Here is a 26,844-nt window from a genome sequence, read left to right as displayed (position 1 = left end):
ACGGGGGGAATGAGGTGCCGCCCGGGGCGGGCACCGATCGGGGGAATCGGGCGCGCCAAGGCCGGAATGAGTATTCGGCTGAGGTCGAGTGTACGCAAGGCAACCGTCCTGACAAAACCGACGCGACTACCGACTTTCGGCAGTATTGATCCCCCGTGCGCGAGACTAGATTCGCCCTGTCCCGGACGCACCACCCGGGATCGACCCCAGCCGCAAAGGAGCGTCTGCCGATGAGCAGTCAGATCGACCACCTTCTCGATGAGAACCGCCAGTTCCCGCCGTCCGAGGAGTTCGTCGCCCAGTCGATCTCCTCCCCCGATCTCTACGAGCGCGCCGCCGCGGACCGCGAGGGCTTCTGGGCCGATCAGTCGCGCGAGCTGCTGCACTGGCACACGCCGTTCACCCGGGTTATCGACTGGTCCGCCCCGCCGTTCGCCAAGTGGTTCGACGACGGCGAGCTCAACGTCGCCTACAACTGCCTCGACCGCCATGTCGAGCAGGGCAACGGCGACCGCGTCGCTCTGCACTGGGAGGGCGAGCCCGGCGACAGCCGCAGCATCACCTACGCCGAGCTGACCGACGAGGTCAAGCGCACGGCCAACGTGCTCGCCGATCTCGGCGTCGGTCAGGGCGACCGCGTCGCCATCTACCTGCCGATGATCCCCGAAGCCGTCGCCGCGATGCTCGCCGTCGCGCGTCTCGGCGCCATCCACTCGGTGGTCTTCGGCGGATTCAGCGCCGACAGCCTGCGGGCGCGCATCGACGACGCCGGCGCCAAGGTCGTCATCACCGCCGACGGCGGTTACCGCAAGGGTCGCGTCTCGGCGCTCAAGCCGGCCGTCGACCAGGCGCTGAGCGACCGCGGAGACGGCGAGCAGCTCACGGTCGAGCACGTGCTCGTCGTGCGTCGCGGAGGCAACGAGGTCGACTGGGTCGACGGTCGCGACGTCTGGTGGCACGAGGCCGTGCCCGCGGCATCCGCCGAGCACACCGCCGAGGCGTTCCCCGCCGAGAACCCCCTCTTCATCCTCTACACCTCGGGCACCACCGGGAAGCCGAAGGGCATCCTGCACACGTCCGGCGGCTACCTCACGCAGGCCGCGTATTCGCACAAGTACGTCTTCGACCTGCACGCCGACAGCGACGTCTACTGGTGCACGGCCGACATCGGCTGGATCACCGGGCATTCCTACGTGACCTACGGCCCGCTCGCGAACGGAGCCACGCAGGTCATCTACGAAGGCACCCCGGATGCCCCGCACCCCGGCCGCTGGTGGGAGATCATCGAGAAGTACAAGGTGTCGATCTTCTACACCGCCCCGACCGCCATCCGGTCGTTCATGAAGATCGGACGCAGCGTCCCGCAGAAGTTCGACCTCTCGTCGCTGCGCGTGCTCGGATCGGTGGGAGAGCCCATCAACCCCGAGGCGTGGATGTGGTACCGCGAGGTCATCGGCGGGAACCGCGCCCCCATCGTCGACACGTGGTGGCAGACCGAGACCGGCGCGATCATGGTCTCGCCGCTGCCGGGAGTCACCGCCACGAAGCCGGGCTCGGCGCAGGTGCCGCTCCCCGGCATCCGCATCGACGTCGTCGACGAGCAGGGTCAGGAGGTCGGCAACGGCAACGGCGGCCTGCTCGTGGTGACCGAACCCTGGCCGAGCATGCTGCGCGGCATCTGGGGCGACCCGGAGCGCTTCCGCGAGACCTACTGGGAGAAGTTCGAGGACCAGGGCTACTACTTCGCCGGCGACGGCGCACGCCTCGACGACGACGGCGACCTCTGGCTGCTCGGACGCGTCGACGACGTGATGAACGTCTCGGGCCACCGCCTCTCGACGGCCGAGATCGAATCGTCGCTCGTCGCCCACGAGGCCACCGCCGAGGCGGCCGTGGTCGGGGCGTCCGACGAGACGACGGGCCAGGCGGTCGTCGCCTTCGTCATCATCAAGGAGAGCTACCTCTCAGCGCACGACCCCGCCGGTCTCGCTCAGCAGCTGCGTCTGTGGGTCGGCGAGCAGATCGGGGCGATCGCCCGCCCGCGCGACGTCTACATCGTGGGCGAGCTGCCCAAGACCCGCTCCGGCAAGATCATGCGCCGCCTGCTGCGCGACGTCGCGGAGGGTCGCGAGGTCGGCGACACGACGACGCTGGCCGACACCGCCGTGATGACGATCATCTCGTCGCAGGTCAAGTAGTTTCTCGGGGGTCCGCTCCGCGATGCCCCTGCGCCGGTCGAGACGGGGACCCCTGCACCCCGATCGCCCGGCGCAGGGGCATCGCTGCGCTCGCCATCGATCTGCTGCGACCGGGCTTCTCACCTCCCGGTAGGGAGAGGCGGATGCCGCGGGCCGATCAGGCGAGGAGGAAGGTGACCTCGACCTCGACGGGGCTGTCGAGCGGCAGCACGGGCACGCCGACGGCGGCGCGGGCGTGACGGCCAGCGTCGCCGAAGATCTCGCCGAGCACTTCGCTCGCGCCGTTGATGACGCCGGGCTGGCCCGAGAACTCGGGAACGGATGCCACGAACCCACCGACGCGCAGCACCCCGGCGATCCGGTCGACACCGCCGGCGGCATCCGCCGCGGCGGCGAGCGCGTTCAGCGCGCAGGTGCGGGCGTAGGCCTGGGCGTCGGCGGCGTCGACCGCCGCGCCGACCTTGCCGGTCGCGGGAAGAGCACCATCGGTGAACGGGAGCTGGCCCGAGGTGTAGACGAGCCCTGCATGCACGACAGCGGGGACGTAGGCGGCGACCGGGGCGGCGACGGCGGGCAGCTCGATGCCGAGTTCGGCGAGGCGTGCGGAGATGCTCACGCGGCACCGCCCTCGAACTGGCGGGCGGCCTGGGCGGCAGCCGCGAGACCGGTCTCGTTCGAGCCGTCCTGCGTGACGGGGCGCTTGAAGTAGGCGACGAGTCCGCCCTCGGGACCCTGCACCACCTGGACGAGCTCCCAGCCCTGCTTGCCCCAGTTGTTGAGGATCGCAGCGGTGTTGTGGATCAGCAGCGGCGTGGTGAGGTATTCCCACGTGGTCATGGCACTCCATCGGATCGTCGTGCGGGCGCAGCGGACGAACGCGGGCCCGTCAAAGGCGGTATTCAGGGAACTCCCCTACGATCAAGCGTATGCCTCAAAAGAACCGTACGGTGAAAGGCGTGCTCGGCGGTCTGCTCGGGCTCGTCGGTCTGAGCGCCGTCGCCGGCCTTCTTGTCACCACCAGCGTCACGCCCGTCCTCGCGATGGCCGGCATCGCCGGAAACAGCGCCGTGACGCTGTTCGAAGACCTCCCCGCGAACCTCGACGTCAACGCTCCGATGGAGCAGTCGACCATCTACGCGACCGACCCGAACACGGGTGAGAACATCGCCCTCGCCTCGTTCTACGAGCAGAACCGCGTGCCGGTGACGTACGAGCAGCTGTCGCCGACGCTCATCAACGCCATCCTCTCGAGCGAGGACAAGAACTTCTACAGCCACGGCGGCGTCAACCTCGGCGCCACCGTCAAGGCCGTCATCGACAACCTGCGCAAGACGTCGAGCCGCGGTGCGTCGACCATCACGCAGCAGTTCGTGAAGAACGTGCAGATCCAGGAGTGCGAGCAGAAGGCGGACGCCGCCTCGGAGACCTACTCGGAGGACCTGCAGCAGTGCTGGCTCGACGCGACCAACGCCAAGGGCGCTGACGGCATCGAGCGCAAGCTGCAGGAGATGCGCTACGCCATTCAGATCGAGAAGACGTCGTCGAAGAACGACATCCTGCTCGGCTACCTCAACATCGCGAACTTCGGCGGCACCGTCTACGGCATCGAGGCCGCCGCCAAGTACTACTTCTCGGCATCCGCGTCGAACCTCACGATCGCCCAGGCAGCGACGCTGGCCGGCATCGTGCAGAACCCGAACAACCTGCGCATCGACCGCACCGAGGGCGAGAACTCCGCGGCCGACGGCTACGCCGACACCCTCAACCGCCGCGACTACGTGCTCGGCCGCATGCTCGCCGACGGCAAGATCACGCAGGCCGAGCACGACGAGGCCAAGGCCTCGCCCATCGAGCCCAAGATCACCCCAACCGTGCAGGGATGCGCCACCGCCGGCCAAAACGCGTACTTCTGCCAGTACGCCAAGTCGATCATCGAGAACGATCCGATCTTCGGTGAGACCCGCCAGGACCGCAGCGAGCTGCTGCGCCGCGGCGGCCTGAAGATCTACACCACGCTCGACCTGCGCGTGCAGGGACCGGCCGCCCAGGCCATGGCCGACAATGCCCCGGGCAACATGGACAACCAGTACTTCGGTGCCGCCGGCGTCTCGCTCAACACCTCAAACGGCAACATCATCGCGATGACGCAGAACACCACGTTCAGCGAGACGAAGACCGACGATCAGGCGTTCACCTCGCTGGTGTTCGCGGGCGACAAGACGCACGGCAACTCGACCGGCTTCCCGGTCGGATCGACGTACAAGATCTTCACCCTCATCGACTGGCTCGAGAAGGGGCACTCGGTGAGAGAGACGCTCAACGGATCCGTGCAGCGAAACCTCAAGATGAACGTGTGCGGCGGAACGCAGACGATCAACACTGCGGAGATCGGCAACTTCGGCGGGAACCGCGGATACACGAGCAACGTGCTCAACTTCACCGCACAGTCGCTCAACAGTGGCTTCTTCGCGATGGCCGCGAAGCTCGACATCTGCGACATCAACAAGGTCGCCGACCGCATGGGCGTCACGTACGGCACGGGTGAGAAGGTCACCGACTCGAACGTCCCGTACGACGTGCTCGGGCCGAAGAACATCTCGCCGATGGCAATGGCCGCGGCCTACGCGACCGTCGCGAACGGCGGCACCTACTGCGCGCCGCGTGCGATCGAGAAGGTGCTGAACGCCGACGGCACCGAGCATGCGATTCCGCCGGTGGCCTGCAAGGAGGGCGTGCTCACGCCCGAGGTCGCCGCGACCGCCGCCTTCGCGCTGCAGGGTGTCATGGCGAGCGGTGGTACGGGTGCACGGGCCAACCCCTTCGACGGAACGCCGATGATCGGCAAGACCGGTACCCATAACCGCTCGGGGACCATGATGATCGAGTCGAGCACCAACGTCACGACCGCGGTGTGGGCCGGACGCTGGCAGGGCGAGGCGGACATCTTCCAGGTGCCCTCGCAGAAGGGTGGACTTCTCAACGAGATCCGCTACCCCATCGCGAGGGCGGCGCAGGCCGCCGCGAACGACATCTACGGCGGTAACGCCTTCCCGCAGCCCGACCCGAACCTCTCCCGCCAGATCCTCACCGACGTGCCCAGCGTTGTCGGGATGACGATCGAAGAGGCGACCGCCGCCCTTGAAGGTGCCGGATTCGCGGTTTCGGTCGGAGCGCCGGTCGACGGCTCGCAAGCGACCAACATCGTCGCCGCGCAGGATCCGTCCGGTCAGGCTCCGACGGGCGCGAACGTCACGATCTCGCCCAGCAACGGACAGGCCACGACGGTCCCGGCCGACCTGATCGGTAAGTCGCGAAGCGCCGCCCAGGCCTCCCTCTTCGCCGCCGGGTTCGAGTCGCTCCAGTTCGACGCCTCCTGCAACGGCGGAGGCAAGAAGGTGATCAGCACCGACCCGGCCCCGGGCAGTGCTGCGAGCAAGACCACGACCGTGACCGTGGTCTGCGAGTGACCCGCAGCTCTTCGGTGCACCCGGCCCTCATCGCGCTCGGCGCGGTGGGGGCCGTGGGCGTTGCGGCGGCGGTCTGGGGCATCGGCATCGAGCGCTACCTGTTCACGGTGCGCGAGGTCGAAGCATCCGCTCTGCCGCCCGGCTCCGCTCCCCTGCGCATCCTGCACCTGTCCGACGCTCACATGGCGCCCTGGCAGCACCGCAAGCAGGACTGGCTCGCCTCGCTCGCACAGCTGAAGCCCGACCTGATCGTCAACACCGGAGACAACCTCGGGCATCGCGAGGGGCTCGACGGCATCCGTCGTGCGTTCGATCCGTTCGCCGGCATCCCCGGCGTCTTCGTGCACGGCTCGAACGACGTCAACGAGCCCTCGCCGCGCAACCCGTTCAAGTACTTCACCGGTCCGTCGAAGCACACGAGCGCCCCGCGCCTGCTCGACACCGACGCGATGGATCGCTACTTCACCGACGAGCTCGGGTGGACGGGACTCGACAACACCGCCGCGCGGCTGTCGGTCGCCGGGCGCGACATCGACCTCTTCGGCGTCAACGACGCCCACCGCGACTGGGACCGCCTCGACGAGCTCCCCGCCGCGATCGCGGCGCTCGGCCCGGCACAGGCCGGCACACCGGTGCTCGGGGTCACGCACGCGCCGTACCAGCGGGTGCTCAACGGGTTCATCGACCTCGGCGCCGACGCGATCCTCGGCGGCCACACGCACGGCGGCCAGGTGTGCCTCCCCGGCTTCGGCGCCTTGGTCGCGAACTGCGACATCCCCCTGAAGCAGGCCAAGGGGCTGAGCACCTGGACGCACGGCGACCGCGCCGTGCCGCTCAACGTCAGCGCGGGCTGCGGGCATTCGATCTACGCCCCGGTGCGCTTCGCCTGTCGCCCGGAGGCGACGCTGCTCACGCTCACCGCGCGGGCCTGAGCGCTCGATTGGGCGCTCGCGACTTTTCCTTGTAGACTCGGAGGGTTGCAAAACGGGGTGTGGCGCAGCTTGGTAGCGCGCTTCGTTCGGGACGAAGAGGTCGCAGGTTCAAATCCTGTCACCCCGACCAGTAACACCGGAAAGGCCGCCCTGCGGGGCGGCCTTCTCTGTACCCCGACCGCGGATCGAAGGGACGGCATGGGCTCGCTCCTCCCCCCGCCGCGTCGCCGCACGCGCGCCTGGGCTCTGGGCCTCGGCATCCCGTTCCTCGCCGGACTCGTCGCGCTCACCCTCACGCCGTCGCGCGTCGAACAGCGTCTGCCCAACCTTCTCGACCTCGTGCTGTCGACCGCGCACCGTCTCGGCTGGGCATCACTCGATTTCACCCGCCTCGAGATCCTCGCGAACGTCTTCGTCTTCGTGCCGGTGGGAATCCTGGCGTTCGTGCTGCTCCCCCGCCCGGTTTGGAGCCTCGCCTTCCTCGTCGGTCCCGCGATCTCGATCGGCATCGAAGTGTTCCAGCGTCTGGTGCTTCCGCACCGCGCGGCAACCGTCTCCGACGTGATCGCTAACTCGACCGGAGCGACGATCGGCGTCGTCCTCGCGGTGTTGTCCACACTCCTCGTCGCCGTGCTCTCCGGCCCCTCGCCCTCTCGTAGGCTGGAAGCATCATGACCGCGCCCTCCCTCGTCGCCTTCGACCTCGATGACACGCTCGCCACCTCGAAGGCGGCGATCACCCCGCGCATCGCCGCCCTGCTCCAGGCCCTGCTGCATCGGGTCGACGTCGCGATCATCTCGGGCGGCAACGAGACGCAGTTCCGCACCCAGGTCGTCGCCCAGTTGACCGATGCGGATGCCGCCGAGCTCGGCCGACTGCACCTCCTGCCCACCTGCGGCACCCGCTACCTGCGCCACGACGGCACCGCGTTCGCCACCGTCTACGCGCACGACCTCACCGACGACGAGAAGTCCGCCGCCCTCACCGCCCTGCGGGAGGAGGCCGAACGCCTCGATCTGTGGGAGGCGGAGCCCTGGGGCGAGATCCTCGAGGACCGCGGCTCGCAGATCACCTTCTCGGCCCTCGGGCAGCGCGCGCCGAGCGACGCCAAGCACGCGTGGGACCCGACGGGCGCGAAGCGCGCCGCGCTGCGCGATGCCGTCGCCGCCCGCCTCCCCGGCCTCGAGGTGCGCTCGGGCGGGTCGACGTCGATCGACATCACCCGCGCCGGCATCGACAAGGCGTTCGGGATGACGCGCCTCGCCGACCTCACCGGCATCCCCCTCACCGACATGCTCTTCTTCGGCGACCGTCTCGACGAGGGGGGCAACGACTACCCCGTGCTCGCGATCGGCGTGCCCTCGGTCGCGGTCGAGAGCTGGGAGGACACGGCCGACAAGCTCGACGCCCTCCTCCCCACGCTCTGATCGACCTTTCGCAGGCATCCGCCGCTCACGCCCGCTCCGGGCCTAGCATGGCGGCATGGACGCTCTGCTCATCGTCATCATCGTGGCGGCCGTTGCCAGCCTCGTCTGCTGGGTGCTGTCGCTGATCACCCGCGACACCTCCTGGGTCGATCGCGCGTGGTCGATCGTCCCGGTCGCCTACGTGTGGATCTTCGTGGGCGTCGCCTTCGCCGAGGGCGACGGATCGGCGCGGCTCGTCGCGATGGGGCTGCTCGCCACGGCCTGGGGCGCGCGCCTCACGTTCAACTTCGCCCGCAAGGGCGGCTACACCGGCATGGAGGACTACCGCTGGGCGATCCTGCGCGGACGCATGCGCCCCTGGCAGTTCCAGCTCTTCAACCTGTTCTTCATCATCGCCTACCAGATGACCCTGCTCGTGCTCATCACGCTCCCGGCGATGGTGGCCGCGCGGCATCCGTCCGCGATGACCGGCTGGGATGTGCTTTTCATCGCCGCCTTCCTCGCCTTCCTCGCCGGTGAGACGATCGCCGACCAGCAGCAGTGGGTCTTCCACCAGCGCAAGAAGGCGGCGGGAGGCACCCTCTCCCCCGGTTTCGCGACCACCGGGCTCTTCCGTTACAGCCGCCACCCCAACTTCTTCTTCGAGCAGGCGCAGTGGTGGGCGTTCTACGCGCTGGGCGCGAGCGCGGCCGTCTCGGGAGGCGCAGGACTCGTCGGGGGCGCCCTGAACCCGACGATCGTCGGAGCCGTGCTGCTCTCGCTCCTGTTCATCGGCTCGACGATCTTCACCGAGTCGATCACCGCCGCGAAGTACCCCGCGTACGCGGAGTACCGCCGCACCACCTCGATGCTCGTGCCCTGGCCTCCACGCCGAAGCGCCGTCGCACCCCAGACCTGAGCGGGGCACGACGGCGCTTCGTCGTTCGACAGAACGGATGCGCCTCAGCGCACGACTGCCTCGGCGGCGGGGCGAACCACCGGAACGAGGCGCTGCAGCTGGGTGACGTGTCCGGGCTCGAGCTCGGCCAGCGTCGAGACGCCGAGCAGACGCATCGTGCGCTCGATCTCGCTGCGCAGGATGGCGATGGTTCGGTCGACGCCCTGGCGTCCGCCGGCCATCAGACCGTAGAGGTACGCCCGGCCGATGAGCGTGAAGTCCGCGCCCAGGGCCACGGCGGCCACGATGTCTGCGCCGTTCATGATGCCGGTGTCGATCATGACGGTGAAGTCGTCACCCACCGCCTGGCGCACGCTCGGCAGCAGGTGGAACGGGATCGGCGCGCGGTCGAGCTGGCGCCCGCCGTGGTTCGAGAGCACGATGCCGTCGACACCCGCATCGCGCAGACGCACGGAGTCCTCGACGTTCTGCACGCCCTTGATGACGATCTTGCCGGGCCAGATGTCGCGGATGACGGCGAGGTCGTCATAGCTGATGGTCGGGTCCATGGCGGCGTCGAGCAGCTCGCCGACGGTGCCGCCCGTGGTGCTCAGCGAGGCGAACTCGAGCTTCGGGGTGGTGAGGAAGTCGTACCACCACCAGGGGCGCGGGATCGCGTTGATGATCGTGCCGAGGGTGAGCTGCGGCGGGATGCTGAAGCCGTTGCGCTTGTCACGCAGACGGGCTCCGGCGACCGGGGTGTCGACCGTGAACTGCAGCGTGTCGAATCCTGCGGCGGCTGCGCGGCGGGTGAGCTCGTAGGAGATCTCGCGGTCGCGCATGACGTAGAGCTGGAACCAGTTCCTTCCGGGAATCTGTCCCTGAGGCTCTCGAAGGGTGGCGGCCTTCACGTCCTCGATCGAGGTCGTGCCGAGCGTCGACAGCGTGAACGGGATGCCCGCAGCGGCCGCGGCGCCGGCACCGGCGGACTCGCCCTCGGTCTGCATCAGACGGGTGAAGCCCGTTGGGGCGATGCCGAACGGCAGCGCGGAGGGGCCGCCGAGGATCTCGACGCTCGTGTCGACGGTCGGTGCCGGGCGCAGGATGCCGGGGTGGAACTCGACGTCCTGGAAGGCCTGGCGCGCGCGAGTGAGGGAGAGCTCCCCCTCGGCCGCACCGTCGGTGTAGTCGAACGCGGCCTTCGGGGTGCGGCGCTTCGCGATCAGGCGCAGGTCATCGATCGTGAGCGCGGCGTCGAGGCGACGCTTGCGCCCGTTGAACTCGGGCTTCTTGAACTTCATCAGGTCGAAGAGCTCGGCGGGCTTGGGCACCTGGCGCTGAACCATGGTGGTCCTCTCAGTTGTCGGGGGTGCTGTCGGGGGTCGTGTCGGTCGAGGCCGTGCGGGTCAGGCCTGCGGCGGTGTAGTAGCCGGTGATGTGCGCATGCACGAGGGCGCGAGCGGATGCCGCGTCGCCGGCGTCGATCGCCGCGACGAGGGCGCGGTGCTCCTCGCGCAGGCGGGAGGCCATGTCGTCCCAGTCGGGGATCGACGCGGCGCCGGCCTGCACGTACGACTCGATCGATGAGCGGAGGCCCGCCATCATCGCGGCGATCACGGTGTTGCCGCTTGCCTCGGCGAGAGCGAGGTGCAGCTGCGCGTCGAGGGCGAGGAACTCCGCGGGGGTGAGGTCGGGCGCGTCCATGGCGGCGAGCATCCGATGGGCCGCGGCGGTGTCTCGATTCGGCGCCGTCGCGAGCGCGTGGGCTGTGGCGTCCTCGAGCACGAGTCGAGTCGCGACGACATCCGCCAGCGGGAAGCCGTGCGCGGCCACCTGCAGGCGCAGGAGCTGCGACATGCCCCCGGTGGGCGTCGCGATGACGATCGCGCCCGCCTGCGGCCCGGAACCGGTCGCGGTGCGGATGAGGCCCATGACCTCGAGCACGCGGAACGCCTCGCGCACGCTGGAGCGGCCCACGCCCAGGTCCGTGGAGAGGTCGCGCTCGGAGGCGAGCCGGTCGCCCGGGTTCAGGCGCCCTTCGAGGAGGTTGCGCTCGATGTGGTCGAGCACGACTCGCCACGCGCGCACCGGCTGCTCCGCCATCCGCTCTCTCCTCGGTCGCACCGCGCGCGGCCATCTGTGGTCCGCGCTGTGGTCTGACCACAATCTACCTCGTGTGGTCAGACCACGCAACGCGGGTACGTGAAATCGCCGCTCCGGAAGAGCGAAGGGAGGGGGCGGGCTCAGCCCAGGCGTCCGCCGGACTCCTGGAGGTAGCAGGTGCCGCACAGCGACTCGTAGGTCGTCACCTCGGGAGCGGCCTGGCCGTCGGCCCCCTCGTCGATCGCGACCTGGTCGCCGTCGAACACGAAGCGCCCGCCGACCACCCGGCCGTTGAACACGGCCTTCCGGCCGCAACGGCAGATGGTCTTGAGCTCTTCGAGCGAGTGCGCGATCGCCAGCAGGCGAGCCGACCCGGGGAAGGCATGCGTCAGGAAGTCGTTGCGGATGCCGTAGGCGAGCACCGGAATGCCCTCCTCGACCGCGATGCGGAAGAGGTCGTCGACCTGCTCCGGCGTGAGGAACTGCGCCTCGTCGATGAGCAGGCATGCGATGTCGTCAGCGTGCGCCCGCGCATCGTCGCGGCGAGCGAGGAAGAGCTGCTTCGCATCGTCGCCGGGAGCGATGAGGAAGTCGACCTCCCGCGTCATCCCCAGACGGCTCGAGATCTCGGACGCGCCCTTGGTGTCGATCGCGGGCTTGGCCAGCAGCACCCGCTGCCCGCGCTCCTCGTAGTTGTAGGCCGCCTGCAGAAGAGCGGTCGACTTGCCCGAGTTCATCGCGCCGTAGCGGAAGTAGAGCTTCGCCACCGGCCGACCTCAGACGTTGATGCCGAGGGTCGCCGCCGTCGCCGTCGTCGACTCCTTCGCCAGCGCGGCATCCTTGTTGAGCTGCTCGCCGAACGTCGGGATGAGCTCTCGCAGCTGGGGCTCCCAGGCCACGTAGTCGTCGGGGAAGCAGGTCTTCAGCAGGTTCAGCATGATCGGCACGGCCGTCGAGGCACCGGGCGAGGCGCCGAGGAGCCCGGCGATCGAGCCGTCGCCCGCGGCGACGACCTCGGTGCCGAACTGCAGGATGCCGCCCTTCTTCGGGTCCTTCTTCATGACCTGCGCGCGCTGACCCGCATCGATGAGCGTCCAGTCCTCGTCCTTCGCCGTCGGCATGAACGTGCGCAGGCTGTCGACCTTCTTGCGGTGGTTCTTCATGAGCTCGCCGACGAGGTACGTGATCAGGTCGGGGTTCGCGAAGGCGACGCGCAGCATCGGCCACAGGTTGTGCGTGCGTACCTGCGAGACGATGTCGAGCATCGAACCGTTCTTGAGGAACTTGGGGCTGAACGTCGCGAAGGGCCCGAACATCAGCGAGGCCTCGCCGTCGACCACGCGCGTGTCGAGGTGCGGCACAGACATGGGCGGTGCACCGACGGATGCTTGCGAGTAGACCTTCGCCTTGTGCTGCTCGACGATCTTCGGGTTGCTGGTCTTCAGGAACTGTCCGCCGATCGGGAAGACTCCGTACCCCTTGATCTCGGGGATGCCCGAGTTCTGCAGCAGCTTGAGCGCCCATCCACCGGCGCCGACGAACACGAACTTCGCCTTGACCTCGTTCGGGGTGCGACCGATCGTTGTGCGGTACTTGACGAGCCAGGTGCCGTCCTTCTGGCGCTTGAGCGAGCGCACCTCGTGGTTCGTGCGCAGCGTGACGCCCGAATCGGTGAGGTGGTCGAAGAGCTGGTGGGTGAGGGCTCCGAAGTCGACATCGGTGCCGGCGGGCACGCGCGTCGCGGCGAAGGGCTCACCCTTGCGGCGCTTCTGCATGAGCAGCGGCGCCCACTGGTTGATGACGCGCGAGTCCTCGCTGTACTCGATGCCGTCGAACAGGGGCTGCTTCTTGAGCACCTCGTAGCGATCCTTGAGGTACGCGACGTCCTTCTCACCACGCACGAAGGTCATGTGCGGCGTGGCGTTGATGAAGGTGGAGGGAGCGTCGAGCACGCCCTTGTCGACGAGCGACGACCAGAACTGGCGGCTCTGCTGGAACTGCTCGTTGATCGAGACGGCTTTGGCGGGATCGAGGGGTCCGGTGCCCTGCGGCATGTAGTTGAGCTCGCAGAGGGCGGCGTGCCCCGTGCCGGCGTTGTTCCAGGGGTTCGAACTCTCCTGGGCGACATCCGAGAGTCGCTCGAAGGCGACGATCTTCCACTCCGGCTGCAGCTCGTGCAGCAGAGTACCCAGGGTGGCGCTCATGATGCCACCGCCGATCAGGACGACATCGACTGTTTCGGTCACCACGACAGTCTAGTTCGCGGACGCGACCGGGCCGACCACCGGGGCCGGCCCGATCAGACCGCTTCCGCATCGCGGGGATGCCGTCGCGCTATCGCGCGCGGACCCGCTCAGGCGCTCAGGCGCTCAGGCGCTCAGCGAGGATCTCCGCGATCTGCACTGCGTTGAGGGCCGCGCCCTTGCGCAGGTTGTCGTTGCTGACGAAGAGCACCAGGCCCTTGCCCGCCGGAGCCGACTGGTCGGCGCGGATGCGACCGACGAAGCTCGGGTCCTTGCCCGCGGCCTGCAGCGGCGTCGGCACCTCGTCGAGCACGACGCCGGGAGCAGCCGACAGCAGCTCGGTCGCGCGCTCGGGGGTGATGTCGTTCGCGAACTCGGCGTGGATCGAGAGCGAGTGCCCGGTGAAGACCGGCACGCGCACGCAGGTGCCCGCAACGAGCAGGTCGGGCAGCTCGAGGATCTTGCGGCTCTCGTTGCGGAGCTTCTTCTCCTCGTCGGTCTCGTTGTCGCCGTCGTCGACGAGGTTACCCGCGAAGGGGATGACGTCGAAAGCGATCGGGGCGACGTACTTCTCGGGCTCGGGGAAGTCGATCGACGAACCGTCGCGCACGAGGCGCAGGGTGTCGCCCTGGGCGAGCACGCCCTCGACCTGGCCGAGGAGCTCCTGCGCACCCGCGAGGCCGGAGCCCGAGACCGCCTGGTAGGTCGAGACGATGAGGCGCTCGAGGCCCGCCTCCGCGTGCAGCACCTTCAGCACCGGCATCGCGGCCATGGTCGTGCAGTTGGGGTTCGCGATGATGCCCTTGGGGCGCTCGTCGATCGCGTGGGGGTTGACCTCGCTGACGACCAGCGGCACCTCGGGGTCCATGCGCCACGCGCTCGAGTTGTCGACCACGACGGCGCCGGCGGCGGCGAAGCGCGGCGCGTAGGCGCGGCTGGCGGTCGCGCCGGCCGAGAAGAGGGCGATGTCGATGCCCGCGGCATCCGCCTGCTCGACGTCCTCGACGATCACCGACGTGCCGCCGTACTCGATCGACGTGCCGGCCGACCGGGCCGACGAGAACAGGCGCAGCTCGCGGATCGGGAAGGACCTCTCGGCGAGAATCTCGCGCATCACGGTGCCCACCTGGCCGGTGGCGCCCACGATGGCGACGGAGAGTCCTGAGTCGGAGATGCGGGTCATGATGTTCCTTGGCGTCGTGCGGTACTGCGTACGAGGCGCAAGGCGCGGCGTCGGGATGCGGATGCCGCGCCTGGCGCCGATGTCAGGGTTCCGGCGAGTCTATCGCGCAGCCGGACGGCCGGGCGCCGGGTCAGCGACCGGTGCCGGCGTGGACGACCGCTTCGGTGTCGCCGTCGAGGCCGTAGGCGGTGTGCACCGTGCGCGCGGCCTCGAGCAGGTCGCTGCCGCGGAGCACCACCGAGATGCGGATCTCGGAGGTCGAGATCATCTCGATGTTGATGCCGCCGGCCGACAGCGCCTCGAAGAGCACGGCCGAGACACCGGAGTGCGTGCGCATGCCCGCGCCGACGACGGAGAGCTTGCCGATCTGGTCGTCGTGCACGAGGTTCTGGAAGCCCACCTCGGCCTGGTCGCCGGCGAGGGCCTTCAGCGCCGCCGCGGCATCCGCCTTGGGAACGGTGAACGAGATGTCGGTGCGTCCGGTGGCCGAGACGTTCTGCACGATCATGTCGACGTTCGCGCCCGACTTCGCGACGATCTTGAAGATCTCCGCCGCCTTGCCCGGCACGTCCGGCACACCGGCGACGGTGATCTTGGCCTGGCTGAGGTCGGTGGCGACGCCGGCGACGATCGGTTCTTCCATGGCTGCTCCCTCGGCTTCGCGGGGGTTCTTCATACCCTCGCCCAAAACGTACGTACCCTCGGCCGACGAGAACGACGACCGGGCGTGGATGAGCACGCCGTGGCGGCGTGCGTACTCGACGGCGCGGATGTAGAGCACCTTCGCCCCGTTGGCCGCGAGCTCGAGCATCTCCTCGCTCGAGACGTGGTCGAGCTTCTGCGCACCCGGCACCACGCGCGGGTCGGAGGTGAAGATGCCGTCGACGTCGCTGTAGATCTCGCAGACGTCGGCCTTGAGAGCGGCGGCGAGGGCGACGGCGGTGGTGTCGGAGCCGCCGCGGCCGAGCGTGGTGATGTCGCGGGTGTCGCGGTTGAAGCCCTGGAATCCGGCGACGATCACGATCGCGCCCTCGTCGAGAGCCTCGCGCAGACGGATCGGCGTCACATCGACGATGCGTGCGGCACCGTGCTGCGAGTCGGTGATCATGCCCGCCTGGCTGCCCGTGAACGAGCGAGCCTCGAAGCCCATCGAGTGGATCGCCATCGCGAGCAGCGCCATCGAGATGCGCTCACCGCTCGAGAGCAGCATGTCGAGTTCGCGCGGTGCCGGGATCGGCGCCACCTCGTTCGCGAGGTCGAGGAGCTCATCGGTGGTGTCGCCCATCGCGCTGACGGCGACCACGACGTCGTGACCGGCACGACGGGTGTCGACGATGCGCTTGGCGACGCGCTTGATGCTCTCTGCGTCGGCGACGGATGAGCCGCCGTACTTCTGCACGATGAGGGCCACGTTCACTCCCGGGGATGTCGGGCGGATCCGCCCACCGCTCATTCTACGATCGCGCCATATGCTCCGCTGTGCATGTGACGCCGCAGCCGGGGCCGGACGGTGTCGGTCGTCAGGGCCGGTCGTCAGGGCACCGCGGGAGGAGGGAGAGCGGATGCCGGCGGCCGCAGCCGTCCGCCGGTGGCGGCGAACCAGCATCCGGCGATCACGAGCGGGAAGCCGATCAGCAACCCGGGGGTGAGCGGCTCGGCGAGCACGATCGCGCCGAGCACGATCGCGACGATCGGGTTCACGTAGGTGAACAGCGGGGCGCGCACGGGACCGACCTCGCGGATGAGCGCGAAGAAGGCGAGGAACGCAACCGCGGTGCAGATCACCGCGAGGGCGAGCAGGGCGCCGATCGCGGGGAGGGTCGGCACCTCGTGCTGGGTGAGCAGGCCGATCGGGAGGTAGAAGACGCCGATCATGAGGAGCGAGAGCGTGATCGTTCCGAGGGAGGGCACGTCGGCGAGCTTGCGCGCGACGATGAACGGGGCGGTGGCGTAGAGCACCGCGACGAGCAGCACCTCACCGGCGGCGATCAGGCTGACCTCGCCACCGAACAGGCCGGGGCCCGCGACGACGATCGCGACACCGAGGAACCCGACGAGCAGTCCGATCGATCGCGCCGGCTTGAGCACTCCGCGATCACCGCCGCCGAGCGCGATGAGCGCGGCGAACAGCGGCACGGTCGCGACGAGGAGCCCGGTCATGCCCGAGGGCAGCGTCATCTCGGCGTGCCCGAGGAGCAGGAAGGGGCCCGCCATCTCGACGGCGCCGAAGGCGAGCACCCAGGGCCAGTGCTTCCACGCCGCCTTCAGCGCGCCACTGCGCAGCGCGAAGGGCAGCAGCAGGAGCGCGGCGATGAGCGTGCGCCCCGCGACGATCGCGGGCGGCGAGAACGACTCGACCGCGATGCTGATGAACAGGTACGGCACGCCCCACAGCAGAGCCATGGCCCCGAAGAGCAGCCATCCGCGTCGCGAGAATCCGGTGTGCTGCGCGTTCATCGTCGAACCGCGCGAGGGGTCGTCACAGCACGCGCCGTCCTTCGAAGGCGCGGCCGAGGGTGACCTCGTCGGCGTACTCGAGATCGCCGCCCACGGGGAGCCCCGAGGCGAGGCGCGAGACCGTGATCTGCATCGTGGTGAGGTAGCGGCTCAGGTAGCTCGCGGTGGCCTCGCCCTCGAGGTTCGGGTTGGTGGCGAGGATGACCTCCTGCACCGTGCCGTCGGCGAGGCGGCTCATGAGCTGCGCGATGCGGAGATCGTCGGGGCCGATGCCGGCGATCGGGCTGATCGCTCCGCCGAGCACGTGGTAGAGCCCGCGGAACTCGCGCGTGCGCTCGATCGCCGCGACGTCCTTCGCGTCTTCGACCACGCAGATGAGCGCCTGGTTGCGGCGCGGGTCACGGCAGATCGCGCACCGCTCCTGCTCGGCCACGTTGCCGCACACCTCACAGAAGCGCACGCGCGTGCGGATGTCGCTGAGCAGTTCCGACAGTCGAGCGACGTCGAACGTCGGCGTCTGCAGGATGTGGAACGCGATCCGCTGCGCGGATTTCGGACCGATGCCGGGCAGGCGCCCGAACTCGTCGATCAGCTCTTGAACGATTCCGTCGTACATCAGGCGAACCTCGTCGGGGGCTCATAGGGCTCTTCGCGCACGAACGTCGCGCCGAGCACCTGGCGGATCACGGCCTCGCCGTAGCGCTGCACTCCCCCGGGCGCCGGCGCACGCTCGGTGACACGCGGAGCGGCGTGGGCCGAGGCGACCCGCGCCGGGGCGCTCGCGGGTGCGGCGGAGGACGGTGCGCCGGCGGGTGTAGGTGCGGTGGGTGCCGGTGCCGCGGACGCGGCGGGCACCCGCGCGGCCGAGACCGGTGCCGGCGGGGCCGAGTGCGGAGCGGGCTCGTACGAGGGGTCGTACGGCGGCTCGTCGTCGGGGAACGGCGCCTCGTCATCGCCGGGAAGCGGGGGCTCGTCGCGGTCGATCGTGCCGTCGGTCGGAGGGACGGGCGCGGATGCCGCGGCCTCGACCTCTTCGGGCTCGTCGTCGACCGGCAGGGACGACCCGGGGCCGACCGGGGTCGTCACCGCTTCGGGCGCGGCGTCGGATGTCGGGATCGCGGCGACGGCCCACTCGGTCACCGCGGCGGGCGCGGGAGCGGACGAGGGGCGCGGGCTCGGTGGTCGGGAGGAACCCGCAGGGGCAGGCTCCGTCGGGGCGGGTTCGGCCGGCGCCTGGGCACCGCCTGCGGACCCCGAGGATCCACCCGAACGCGGTGCGCCGCCGGTCGACGCGGCACCGCCGGCCGGAAGCGGGGCAGGCCGGTACTTGACGACCACACCGAGCTCCTGCTGGAGAGCGGTGCGCAGGTGATCGGACGTGCCTGCACCCGGCGTCGTTCCCTTGAACTTCGCGACATCGTGCTGGCTCGCGAAACCGATCGTGAGGACCTCGGACTCGGTGTCGTACGCCAGGGGCTGCACGGTGGTGACGACCAGCCACGACGAGCGGCTGATGCTCTCGAGGCGCGTGAGCACGGCCGGCCACGCGGCGACGATGCGATCGAGCGTCACCGGACCCGACGGTGCCGCGGCGGGCGTGGGCTCGGCGGCGACAGCGGCAGCGGGAGCAACCGGCTCAGCGGCGGCAGCAAGGGGCTCGGCGGCGGGCTCGGCGACGGCAGCAGCCGGTGCGGCGGAGGCAGCCACCTCTTCCGGCACGGACGTCGGGGCTGCGGCTGCGGTGGGTGCCGCGACCGGCGCGGCCGGGGCAGTGGCGGCCGGAGCAGGAGCAGCCGGAGCGGGCGCCTGCGCTGCTGCAGGTGCAGGTGCAGGTGCAGGTGCAGGTGCAGGTGCAGGTGCAGGTGCAGGTGCAGGTGCAGGTGCAGGTGCTGGTGCAGGTGCAGCCGACGGTCGCGAAGCGGCGTGCGGCTGTGCCGCTGCTGCGGGCGCGACGGCGGCAGCGGGCGCCACCCCGGCCGCGGCATCCGCTCCCCCGGCCAGTACGCGGGCGACCATGAGCTCGAGGTGCAGTCGCGGAGAGGTCGCGCCCGACATGTCGTCGAGCGCGGCGCTGACGACGTCGGCGGTGCGCGAGAGTCGTGCGGCGCCGAAGGCGGCCGCCTGCGTGCGCATGCGCTCGAGCTCGTCGTCGGCGATGCCGCGGAGCACGGCGGAGGCGCCGTTGCCGACTGCGGCGATCACGATGAGGTCGCGCAGGCGCTCGAGCAGGTCGTCGACGAAGCGGCGCGGGTCCTGACCGGTCTGCACCACGCGGTCGATGGCGGGGAACGCCGTCGCCGCATCGGCGATCGCCAGGGCATCGACGATCTCGTCGAGCAGGGCCGCGTGCGTGTAGCCGAGGAGAGCGACGGCGCGCGCGTACGCGACCGTGACCGTCTCGGAGCCCGCGGGCGAGTCGGAGCCGGCGATGAGCTGGTCGAGCAGCGAGAGCGTGTCGCGCGGCGATCCGCCACCGGCGCGCACGACGAGCGGCAGCACACCCTGCTCGACCACGACGCCCTCTTCGACGCAGAGCTTCTCGACGTACTCGAGCATGGCCGCGGGCGGCACGAGACGGAACGGGTAGTGGTGCGTGCGCGATCGGATCGTGCCGAGCACCTTCTCGGGCTCGGTGGTCGCGAAGATGAACTTGACGTGCGGCGGCGGCTCTTCGACGAGCTTGAGCAGCGCGTTGAAGCCCTGCGGCGTCACCATGTGCGCCTCGTCGAGGATGAAGATCTTGAACCGGTCGCGGCTCGGGGCGAAGGTCGCCCGCTCGCGCAGGTCGCGCGCGTCGTCGACGCCGTTGTGGCTCGCGGCGTCGATCTCGACCACGTCGAGCGATCCGCCACCGGCACGCGAGAGCTCGACGCAGCTGGGGCAGGTGCCGCAGGGGACGTCGGTCGGCCCCTCGGCGCAGTTCAGGCACCGCGCGAGGATGCGCGCCGACGTGGTCTTGCCGCACCCGCGGGGGCCGGAGAAGAGGTAGGCGTGGCCGACGCGGTCTCCGCGCAGCGCGGTCATGAGCGGGTCGGTCACCTGGGACTGCCCGATCATCTCGCCGAACGTCTCGGGGCGGTAGCGGCGATAGAGGGCTGTGGTCACCAGAACAGCCTACGGCGTGCCACGGACATCGCGGCAGGTGCGTCGCCGGAGACGCACCTGCCGCGCGCGATCACTCCGGCGGTGCGAGCACCGGGATCGACGTGGTGATCACCGGGACGGATGCCGAGAGGCGCGTTCCGTCCTCGCGACGGGCGTCGGCGAACTGGCGCAGCGTCGGGCGACCGGGGATCAGCGGGCCCTGATCGGCGAGCGGGACGACGACCTCTTCGCCCTCGGTCGCGATGTAGGCCTCGTCGCGCACCGTGAACGGCACCGGTGCGCCGGAGCGCACCCGCAGACGCAGTTCGTGGGCCGTGATCGTGACCGTGACCTCGGACTCCTTCCACTTCATCGGGAAGGTCAGCGAGGGCCAGGCCGCGGGCAGACGCGGGTCGAAGCTCAGCTCGCCCTCGTAGTCGCGCATGCCGCCGAAACCGCACACGAGCGCGGTCCACACACCACCGGCGGAGGCCACGTGCACACCGTCGGCCGCGTTGTTGTGCAGGTCGTGGAGGTCGACGAAGATCGATTCCTCGAAGTACTTCAGCGCGAGGTCCTGGTACCCGACCTCGGCCGCGAGGATCGACTGCACGACCGCCGAGAGCGTCGAGTCGCCCGTGGTGAGCGGGTCGTAGTAGTCGAAGTCGGCGCGCTTCTCCTCGGGCGAGAAGTGGTTGCCCTGCAGGAACAGCGCGAGCACGACATCCGCCTGCTTGAGCACCTGGAACCGGTAGATCACCAGCGGGTGGAAGTGCAGCAGCAGCGGACGCTGCGACGACGGGGTGTGCGCCAGGTCCCAGACCTCGCGCTCGAGGAACAGGGAGTCCTGCGGGTGGATGCCCAGGCTCTCGCTGTAGGGGATGAACATCGCCTCGGCGGCGCGCTCCCACGACTCCGCCTCCCCCTCGAACAGGCCCGTGCGCTCGACGAGGTCGCGGTAGTCCTCGGGGTACGTCTCGCGGATCTCGCGCACGACCTCGGCCGCGAAGCGGAGGTTGTAGCGGGCCATCACGTTCGTGTAGAGATTGTCGTTCACGACGGTCGTGTACTCGTCGGGACCGGTGACGCCGTGGATGTGGAAGGTCTGCAGACCGTCAGCGGCATCCGCGTTCTCGACGACCTGCGCCGAGCGCCAGAAGCCGAGCGTCGCCCACAGGCGCGCGGTCTCGACCGCGACGTCGGCGCCCTCGCGGCGGAGGAACTCGGTGTCTCCCGTCGCGCGCACGTACTTGCCCAACGCGAAGCTCACGTCGGCGTTGATGTGGTACTGCGCGGTGCCCGCGGCGTAGTAGGCCGAGGCCTCTTCGCCGTTGATCGTGCGCCAGGGGAAGAGCGCCCCCGCCTCGTTGAGCTGGGCCGCGCGCCGACGCGCGGCCGGCAGCATCAGCACGCGGGCGCGCAGCGCGTTGCGCGCCCACTGCGGCGACGTGTACGCGAGGAACGGGAGCACGTAGATCTCGGTGTCCCAGAAGTAATGGCCGCTGTACCCCGAACCGGAGACGCCCTTGGCGGGGACTCCGGTGCCGTCGGCGCGGGCCGCGGCCTGCGCGAGCTGGAGGAGGCACCAGCGGGTCGCCTGCTGCAGGTCGTCGTGACCGCCGATCTGCACGTCGCTGCGCTCCCAGAACGCGTCGAGCCAGTCGCGCTGGCGCTGGAACTGCGTCTCGACGCCCTCCACGGCGACGCGGTCGAGGGAGCGACGGCAGCGGTCGACGAGCTCGCGCGGAGGCACCCCGCGCGAGGTGTGGTAGCTCACGAGCTTGGTGACGGTGATCGGCACTCCGGCCTTGGCCTGCACCCGGAAGACGTTCTTCGCGATGTCTGCTTCGACCAGGGCGCGGGCGCTGTACTCGTTCTCGGTCTCGAGGATGTGGTCGGCGACGACGGCGACGGTCATGCCGGAGTCGGCGACGCGGTACGACAGCGCCGAGCGCAGGCCGTCCTGCCAGTGCTCACCCGGCTCGAGCACCCGATCGGCGATCTTCTCGGCCTTGCGCGGGTCGAAGCCCGGCTTCTGGGCCTGGGTCGGGGTGCCGGCGTAGACGCCCGCACCGTCCTGGCGATTGAGGATCTGGCAGCTGATCGTGACCGGAGCGTCGGAGTTCTCGACGACGACCTCGAGGCGCAGGATCGCGAGGTGGCGCTCCTCGAAGCTGACGATGCGCTCGTCGCGCATGCGCACGCGCTTGCCCGACGGCGTCTCCCACACGACGAGACGCTCGAGCACACCCGTGCGCATGTCGAGCGTGCGGCGGTACTCGCGCACATCCGCCTCGTCGAACGAGATCGGCTCGTCGTCGACGTAGACGCGCATGACCTTGGCGTCGGGGGCGTTGACGATGGTCTGGCCCACCTCGGCGAAGCCGTAGGCCTGCTCGGCATGACGGATCGGCCACGTCTCGTGCAGCCCGTTGATGAAGGTGCCGTGCTCGTGAGCCCCGCGGCCCTCGATGTGATTGCCCCGGAGACCGAGGTATCCGTTGCCGATCGAGAACAGCGTCTCGCCGACGCCCTCCTCGGAGTAGCGCGTCTCGATGAGGCGCCACGGGTCGACGGGGAAGCGGTCGCGGTCGATCATGCGGTGGTCTCCGGTGCAGAGTTCGGGATGGTCGGGAGGAAGCGGTCGAGGTCGTCGACGACGACGGTGGCGCCCGCGGCGCGCAGCGCGTCGGCCCCGGTGCCGCGGTCGACGCCGACGACGTGCGCGTAGCCGGCGGCCGATGCGGATGCCGCGCCCGAGGTCGCGTCCTCGACGGCGACGCTGCGAGCGGGGTCGACGCCGAGCGCCACGGCGCCGGCGCGGAACATGTCGGGCGCGGGCTTGGACGCCAGACCGTCGCGCTCGGCGACGACGCCGTCGACCACGATGCGGAAGTACGAGCGGAGGTCGGCGGCGGCGAGGACCTCTTCAGCGTTCTTCGAACTCGACACGACGCCGAGCGGTACCCCGGCCGCGTGCAGACGCTGGACCAGTGCGAGCGAGCCCGGGTACGGGGCGATGCCGTCACGGCGCAGCTCGGCGGCGAAGGCGTCGTTCTTGCGATTGCCGATGCCGCAGATGGTGTCGGCGGAGGGCGGGTCGTCGACCTCGCCCCAGGGGATCTCGACGTTGCGGCTGTGCATCAGGCTCGCGACACCGTCGTAGCGCTTCTTGCCGTCGACGTAGTCGAAGTAGTCGGCGTCGGTGTAGGCCGGCGTGATGCCCCACTCGGCGAACACGTCGTCGAACACGGCTTTCCAGGCCCGCATGTGGACCTCTGCCGTCGGCGTGAGCACGCCGTCGAGGTCGAACAGCACCCCTTCTGCGGCGAGCAGATCGGGCAGATTTTCCGGCACAGAAGCCTCCAGGGAGAAGGTCGAGGGTTTCGGCACTCCTCCGTGCCACCATGACAGCGTAATGGGGAGCCGCGCCCCAGAGTAACCCCTGCGGAAACCGTGTGCTCAGAGCATGTCGGCGGTCTGCCGGGCGATCTGCAGTTCCTCGTTCGTCGGGACCACCAGAACCGTCACCGTCGAGGCATCCGTGGAGATCCTCCGGATGCCGCGACCGCGCTCGGCGTTGCGCCCGTGATCGACCTCGACGCCGGCGAATCCGAGGGTCGCGAGGGCCTCCGCGCGCACCCGGGCCGCGTTCTCGCCGACGCCGGCGGTGAACGAGATCACGTCGACGCCGCCGAGCTGGGCGATGTACGCCCCGGCGTAGGCGCGCAGGCGGTGCACGTAGACGTCGAAGGCGAGGGTCGCCGCCTCCTCCCCCGCATCGACGCCCGCGAGGATGTCGCGCATGTCGCTGCGTCCGGCGAGGCCCTGCAGTCCGCTGCGGGTGTTCAGCAGCGCATCGAGCTCGTTGATCGAGAGGCCGGCGCGACGCGACAGGTGCACCAGAGCCGCCGGGTCGAGGTCGCCCGAGCGGGTGCCCATCACCAGGCCCTCGAGCGGGGTCAGCCCCATCGACGTCTCGACCGAGCGCCCTCCGTCGATCGCGGTGACCGACGCTCCGTTGCCCAGGTGGAACACGAGCTGGCGCAGATCGCCGAGGTCGCGGCCGAGGTACGCCGCGGCCGCCTCGCTGACGAACTGGTGACTGGTGCCGTGGAAGCCGTAGCGCCGCACGCGGTGCTGCTTCGCCAGCTCGGCGTCGATCGCGTAGGTGTACGCGGCGGCGGGCAGAGTCTGATGGAACGCGGTGTCGAACACGGCGACGTGCGGCACGCCGCGGAAGACGGCCTGCGCCGCGAGGATGCCGGCGAGGTTGGCCGGATTGTGCAGGGGCGCGAGTACCGACAGCTCCTCGATCTGCCGCTCGACGTCGGCATCGATCAGGGTCGGCGCGAAGAAGCGGGCCCCGCCGTGCACGACGCGGTGCCCGACGGCGACCGGCGGATGCTCGGCGAGAGAGGGGCCGTGCTCGGCGAACTGCTCGAGCATCACCGCGAAGGCCGCATGATGATCGGGGATCGAGCGCTCGTCGCTGTACGTCGCGTCGAGCATCGTGGGCACGGCATCGGCATCGGTGTCGGGTCGCACCGTGTGCGAGGCCGCACCGGTGTCCTGACCGATCCTCTCGATGAGGCCCGCGGCGAGCTCGTGCTCGCGCTCGATGTCGAGGAGGCTGTACTTCAGCGACGACGAGCCGCTGTTGATCACGAGGATCGCGCTCATGCGGTCTCTCCCTGCGCCTGGATGGCGGTGATCGCCACGGTGTTGACGATGTCCTCGACCAGCGCGCCGCGCGAGAGGTCGTTGATCGGCTTGTTGAGTCCCTGCAGGACCGGTCCGATCGCGACCGCGCCCGCGGAGCGCTGGACGGCCTTGTAGGTGTTGTTGCCCGTGTTCAGGTCGGGGAAGACGAACACGGTGGCACGACCCGCGACCGCGGAATCGGGCAGTTTCGCCTTTGCGACGGCGGCATCGGCGGCCGCGTCGTACTGGATCGGCCCCTCGACGAGCAGCTCGGGAGCGCGCTCGCGCACGAGCGCCGTGGCCTCGCGCACCTTGTCGACGTCGGCTCCCGACCCGGACTCGCCGGTCGAGTACGACAGCATCGCGACGCGCGGATCGATCCCGAACTGGCGGGCGGTCGCCGCCGACGAGATCGCGATGTCGGCGAGCTGGACGCTCGTGGGATCGGGGATGACGGCGCAGTCGCCGTAGACGAGCACCCGGTCGGCGAGCGCCATGAGGAACACGCTCGAGACGACGTTCACGCCCGGCTTCGTCTTGATGATCTCGAAGGAGGGACGGATCGTGTGCGCCGTCGTGTGCGCCGCTCCCGAGACCATGCCGTCGGCGAGACCCAGGTGCACCATCATCGTGCCGAAGTACGAGACGTCGGTCACGGTGTCGGCGGCCTGCGCGAGGGTGATGCCCTTGTGCGCCCGCAGTCGTGCGTATTCCTCGGCGAACCTCGCGACGTACTCGGGATCGGTGGGGCTGATCACCTGGGCCGTGGTGATGTCGATGCCGAGCTCGACCGCGCGGGCTCGCACGGCGGCCTCGTCGCCGAGGATCACGAGATCGGCCACCTCGCGGGCCAGCAGCGTGGCGGCCGCGCGCAGGATCCGGTCGTCGCCGCCCTCGGGCAGCACGATGCGCCGGCGGTCGGCGCGGGCGCGCTCGATGAGGCCGTACTCGAACATCAGCGGGGTCACGACCCGCGATTCGGCGAGCCCGAGCTGCGTCGCGAGCTCGGCGATGTCGACATGGGTCTGGAAGAGTCCGAGCGCCCGGTCGTACCGCGCGCGCGAGTCGGCGGAGAGCCGGCCACGCGCGCCCATGACCCGCACGGCGGTGTCGTAGGTGCCGAGATCGGTGGCGATGATCGGCACCGTCGACGGGAACCCGTCGAGCAGCTGCGTGATCGGCTCGGGAAGGTCGAAGGGCCCGTTCAGGATGATGCCGCTGACCCGGGGGAAGGTGCCGGAGGCGTCGGCGAGAAGCGTCGCGAGCAGCACCTCGGTGCGGTCGGCCGGAATCACGACGACGGATTCCTCGGTGATGCGCGGCAGCACGTTGACCATCGACATGCCGGCGACGACGATCGACAGCGCCTCGCGGGTCAGCCGCCCCTCGTCACCCTTGATGAGGCGGCCGTCGACGGCGGCGAGGATGCCGCGGATCGACGGCGCCACGAGCGTGCGGTCCTCGGGGATCGCCCAGACGGGCGTGCTCTTGCCCGGCCGCACCCCCCGCACCGCCTCGATGATGGCGTCGAGCTCGGCGGGGTCCGAGCGGTTGACGATCGCGGCGAACAGCTCGGCGCGCTCCTGCTCGAGTTCCGTGAGTGCGAGCGCGGCGATCTGCCCGACCGCGGCCGGCACCCGGGCGGTCGTCGTGCCGAGCTGCTCTGCCTGGCGCTGCTGGTCGCGTCCCGACAGCACGAGCAGCACCGGAGCTCCGAGGTTCGCGGCGATGCGGGCGTTGACGCCGAGCTCGGCGGGGCTGGCGACGTCGGTGTAGTCGCTGCCGATGATCACCACGGCATCGCACTGCGCTTCGACCGCTTTGAACCGTGCGACGATCGTCGACAGCGCGTGCTCCGGGTCGTGGCGCATGTCGTCGTAGCTGACGCCGATGCAGTCGTCGTAGTCGAGGTGCACGCCGTCGTGGGCGAGCAGCAGCTCGAGGATCTCGTCGCGCTCGGTGACCGAGCGCGCGATCGGCCGGAACACGCCGACCCGCGGGGTGACGCGCATGAGCGCGTCGAGCACGCCGAGGGCGATCGTCGATTTTCCGGTATGGCCTTCGGCCGAGGTGATGTAGATGCTCCGCGCCACGATTCCAGCTTAGGCGCACCTCACTCGGCACGCCCTGGGAGCGGACCGGACTTAATCCCCGTGTGATTCCCGGAGG

At 69.8% G+C, this 26,844-nt stretch carries 21 protein-coding genes and 1 tRNA gene; 7 read left to right on the top strand and 15 right to left on the bottom strand.

The window, feature by feature from the left end:
* Positions 1-230 precede the first annotated feature (230 nt).
* Entirely contained in the window at positions 231-2,198 is a 1,968-nt protein-coding gene (acs, locus tag ACI2JZ_RS14840) for an acetate--CoA ligase (RefSeq protein ID WP_404598272.1), read from the top strand.
* A 157-nt stretch (positions 2,199-2,355) separates the two neighbouring features.
* Here acs and ACI2JZ_RS14835 read toward each other — a convergent pair whose 3' ends face one another.
* On the bottom strand, positions 2,356-2,814 hold the full coding sequence (locus tag ACI2JZ_RS14835; RefSeq protein WP_247634167.1) for a RidA family protein: 459 nt from the start codon (positions 2,812-2,814) through the stop codon (positions 2,356-2,358).
* Positions 2,811-3,035, bottom strand: a complete 225-nt coding sequence (locus ACI2JZ_RS14830; protein WP_247625076.1) for a DUF4177 domain-containing protein — start codon at positions 3,033-3,035, stop codon at positions 2,811-2,813. Before ACI2JZ_RS14830 ends, ACI2JZ_RS14835 begins: the two co-directional genes overlap by 4 nt.
* Positions 3,036-3,124: 89 nt before the next feature.
* Here ACI2JZ_RS14830 and ACI2JZ_RS14825 point away from each other — a divergent pair, with 89 nt between their 5' ends.
* The 6 genes from ACI2JZ_RS14825 to ACI2JZ_RS14800 all read left to right on the top strand — a co-directional run bounded on the left by ACI2JZ_RS14825 (position 3,125) and on the right by ACI2JZ_RS14800 (position 8,922).
* Positions 3,125-5,665, top strand: coding sequence for a transglycosylase domain-containing protein (locus tag ACI2JZ_RS14825; protein WP_404598271.1), 2,541 nt, complete (start codon positions 3,125-3,127; stop codon positions 5,663-5,665).
* Entirely contained in the window at positions 5,662-6,597 is a 936-nt protein-coding gene (locus ACI2JZ_RS14820) for a metallophosphoesterase (RefSeq protein WP_404598270.1), read from the top strand. The genes ACI2JZ_RS14825 and ACI2JZ_RS14820 overlap by 4 nt, the downstream gene beginning before the upstream one ends.
* A gap of 53 nt (positions 6,598-6,650) precedes the next feature.
* Positions 6,651-6,727 (top strand) — tRNA-Pro (locus ACI2JZ_RS14815).
* A 68-nt stretch (positions 6,728-6,795) separates the two neighbouring features.
* Complete coding sequence (locus ACI2JZ_RS14810) at positions 6,796-7,272, top strand: VanZ family protein (RefSeq protein WP_404598269.1); 477 nt, start codon at positions 6,796-6,798, stop codon at positions 7,270-7,272.
* Positions 7,269-8,024: an HAD-IIB family hydrolase gene (locus ACI2JZ_RS14805; RefSeq protein ID WP_404598268.1), complete on the top strand. Its 756-nt coding sequence runs from the start codon at positions 7,269-7,271 to the stop codon at positions 8,022-8,024. The genes ACI2JZ_RS14810 and ACI2JZ_RS14805 overlap by 4 nt, the downstream gene beginning before the upstream one ends.
* A 55-nt stretch (positions 8,025-8,079) precedes the next feature.
* The gene (locus tag ACI2JZ_RS14800) at positions 8,080-8,922 is read left to right on the top strand and encodes a DUF1295 domain-containing protein (protein WP_404598267.1); all 843 of its coding nucleotides are present in this window, start codon (positions 8,080-8,082) and stop codon (positions 8,920-8,922) included.
* A 44-nt stretch (positions 8,923-8,966) separates the two neighbouring features.
* Here the strand turns inward: ACI2JZ_RS14800 and ACI2JZ_RS14795 are convergent, their stop codons facing one another.
* The 13 genes from ACI2JZ_RS14795 to pta form a co-directional block, all read right to left on the bottom strand.
* Positions 8,967-10,247, bottom strand: a complete 1,281-nt coding sequence (locus ACI2JZ_RS14795) for an alpha-hydroxy-acid oxidizing protein (protein WP_404598266.1) — start codon at positions 10,245-10,247, stop codon at positions 8,967-8,969.
* Between the two features lie 10 nt (positions 10,248-10,257).
* Complete coding sequence (locus tag ACI2JZ_RS14790) at positions 10,258-11,004, bottom strand: FadR/GntR family transcriptional regulator (protein WP_404598264.1); 747 nt, start codon at positions 11,002-11,004, stop codon at positions 10,258-10,260.
* A gap of 140 nt (positions 11,005-11,144) precedes the next feature.
* Positions 11,145-11,771: a thymidine kinase gene (locus ACI2JZ_RS14785; protein ID WP_404598263.1), complete on the bottom strand. Its 627-nt coding sequence runs from the start codon at positions 11,769-11,771 to the stop codon at positions 11,145-11,147.
* 9 nt (positions 11,772-11,780) lie between these two features.
* Positions 11,781-13,208 (bottom strand): malate dehydrogenase (quinone), encoded by a 1,428-nt coding sequence (gene mqo / locus ACI2JZ_RS14780; RefSeq protein ID WP_404598582.1) that lies wholly within the window; start codon positions 13,206-13,208, stop codon positions 11,781-11,783.
* A 157-nt stretch (positions 13,209-13,365) separates the two neighbouring features.
* Positions 13,366-14,430, bottom strand: coding sequence for an aspartate-semialdehyde dehydrogenase (locus tag ACI2JZ_RS14775; RefSeq protein ID WP_404598262.1), 1,065 nt, complete (start codon positions 14,428-14,430; stop codon positions 13,366-13,368).
* A 130-nt stretch (positions 14,431-14,560) separates the two neighbouring features.
* Positions 14,561-15,841: an aspartate kinase gene (locus ACI2JZ_RS14770; protein ID WP_247625086.1), complete on the bottom strand. Its 1,281-nt coding sequence runs from the start codon at positions 15,839-15,841 to the stop codon at positions 14,561-14,563.
* 122 nt (positions 15,842-15,963) lie between these two features.
* Positions 15,964-16,887 carry a DMT family transporter gene (locus tag ACI2JZ_RS14765; protein WP_404598261.1) on the bottom strand — a complete coding sequence of 308 codons (924 nt, stop codon included), beginning with the start codon at positions 16,885-16,887 and terminating at the stop codon, positions 15,964-15,966.
* 22 nt (positions 16,888-16,909) lie between these two features.
* Entirely contained in the window at positions 16,910-17,503 is a 594-nt protein-coding gene (recR, locus tag ACI2JZ_RS14760) for a recombination mediator RecR (protein WP_247625088.1), read from the bottom strand.
* Positions 17,503-19,992 (bottom strand): DNA polymerase III subunit gamma and tau, encoded by a 2,490-nt coding sequence (locus ACI2JZ_RS14755; RefSeq protein WP_404598260.1) that lies wholly within the window; start codon positions 19,990-19,992, stop codon positions 17,503-17,505. Before ACI2JZ_RS14755 ends, recR begins: the two co-directional genes overlap by 1 nt.
* Positions 19,993-20,062: 70 nt before the next feature.
* The gene (locus ACI2JZ_RS14750; RefSeq protein WP_247625090.1) at positions 20,063-22,570 is read right to left on the bottom strand and encodes a glycoside hydrolase family 65 protein; all 2,508 of its coding nucleotides are present in this window, start codon (positions 22,568-22,570) and stop codon (positions 20,063-20,065) included.
* Entirely contained in the window at positions 22,567-23,328 is a 762-nt protein-coding gene (locus ACI2JZ_RS14745) for an HAD family hydrolase (RefSeq protein WP_404598258.1), read from the bottom strand. Before ACI2JZ_RS14745 ends, ACI2JZ_RS14750 begins: the two co-directional genes overlap by 4 nt.
* A gap of 105 nt (positions 23,329-23,433) precedes the next feature.
* Positions 23,434-24,654 carry an acetate/propionate family kinase gene (locus ACI2JZ_RS14740; RefSeq protein ID WP_404598256.1) on the bottom strand — a complete coding sequence of 407 codons (1,221 nt, stop codon included), beginning with the start codon at positions 24,652-24,654 and terminating at the stop codon, positions 23,434-23,436.
* Positions 24,651-26,768, bottom strand: coding sequence for a phosphate acetyltransferase (gene pta, locus ACI2JZ_RS14735; RefSeq protein ID WP_404598255.1), 2,118 nt, complete (start codon positions 26,766-26,768; stop codon positions 24,651-24,653). The genes ACI2JZ_RS14740 and pta overlap by 4 nt, the downstream gene beginning before the upstream one ends.
* Between the last annotated feature and the right edge of the window lie 76 nt (positions 26,769-26,844).

The sequence above is a fragment of the Microbacterium sp. NPDC087868 genome, from assembly GCF_044900755.1.
Taxonomy (GTDB): domain Bacteria; phylum Actinomycetota; class Actinomycetes; order Actinomycetales; family Microbacteriaceae; genus Microbacterium; species Microbacterium galbinum.
This window is presented reverse-complemented; position numbering and strand designations above follow the sequence as displayed.

What these genes read in the sequence shown, in the direction of transcription:
- acs (WP_404598272.1), top strand. Translation starts at nt 231, where the DNA reads ATGAGCAGTCAGATCGACCACCTTCTCGATGAGAACCGCCAGTTCCCG.
- ACI2JZ_RS14830 (WP_247625076.1), bottom strand. Translation starts at nt 3,035, where the DNA reads ATGACCACGTGGGAATACCTCACCACGCCGCTGCTGATCCACAACACC.
- ACI2JZ_RS14825 (WP_404598271.1), top strand. Translation starts at nt 3,125, where the DNA reads ATGCCTCAAAAGAACCGTACGGTGAAAGGCGTGCTCGGCGGTCTGCTC.
- ACI2JZ_RS14810 (WP_404598269.1), top strand. Translation starts at nt 6,796, where the DNA reads ATGGGCTCGCTCCTCCCCCCGCCGCGTCGCCGCACGCGCGCCTGGGCT.
- ACI2JZ_RS14805 (WP_404598268.1), top strand. Translation starts at nt 7,269, where the DNA reads ATGACCGCGCCCTCCCTCGTCGCCTTCGACCTCGATGACACGCTCGCC.
- ACI2JZ_RS14800 (WP_404598267.1), top strand. Translation starts at nt 8,080, where the DNA reads ATGGACGCTCTGCTCATCGTCATCATCGTGGCGGCCGTTGCCAGCCTC.
- ACI2JZ_RS14795 (WP_404598266.1), bottom strand. Translation starts at nt 10,247, where the DNA reads ATGGTTCAGCGCCAGGTGCCCAAGCCCGCCGAGCTCTTCGACCTGATG.
- ACI2JZ_RS14790 (WP_404598264.1), bottom strand. Translation starts at nt 11,004, where the DNA reads ATGGCGGAGCAGCCGGTGCGCGCGTGGCGAGTCGTGCTCGACCACATC.
- mqo (WP_404598582.1), bottom strand. Translation starts at nt 13,208, where the DNA reads ATGAGCGCCACCCTGGGTACTCTGCTGCACGAGCTGCAGCCGGAGTGG.
- ACI2JZ_RS14775 (WP_404598262.1), bottom strand. Translation starts at nt 14,430, where the DNA reads ATGACCCGCATCTCCGACTCAGGACTCTCCGTCGCCATCGTGGGCGCC.
- ACI2JZ_RS14765 (WP_404598261.1), bottom strand. Translation starts at nt 16,887, where the DNA reads ATGAACGCGCAGCACACCGGATTCTCGCGACGCGGATGGCTGCTCTTC.
- recR (WP_247625088.1), bottom strand. Translation starts at nt 17,503, where the DNA reads ATGTACGACGGAATCGTTCAAGAGCTGATCGACGAGTTCGGGCGCCTG.
- ACI2JZ_RS14750 (WP_247625090.1), bottom strand. Translation starts at nt 22,570, where the DNA reads ATGATCGACCGCGACCGCTTCCCCGTCGACCCGTGGCGCCTCATCGAG.
- ACI2JZ_RS14740 (WP_404598256.1), bottom strand. Translation starts at nt 24,654, where the DNA reads ATGAGCGCGATCCTCGTGATCAACAGCGGCTCGTCGTCGCTGAAGTAC.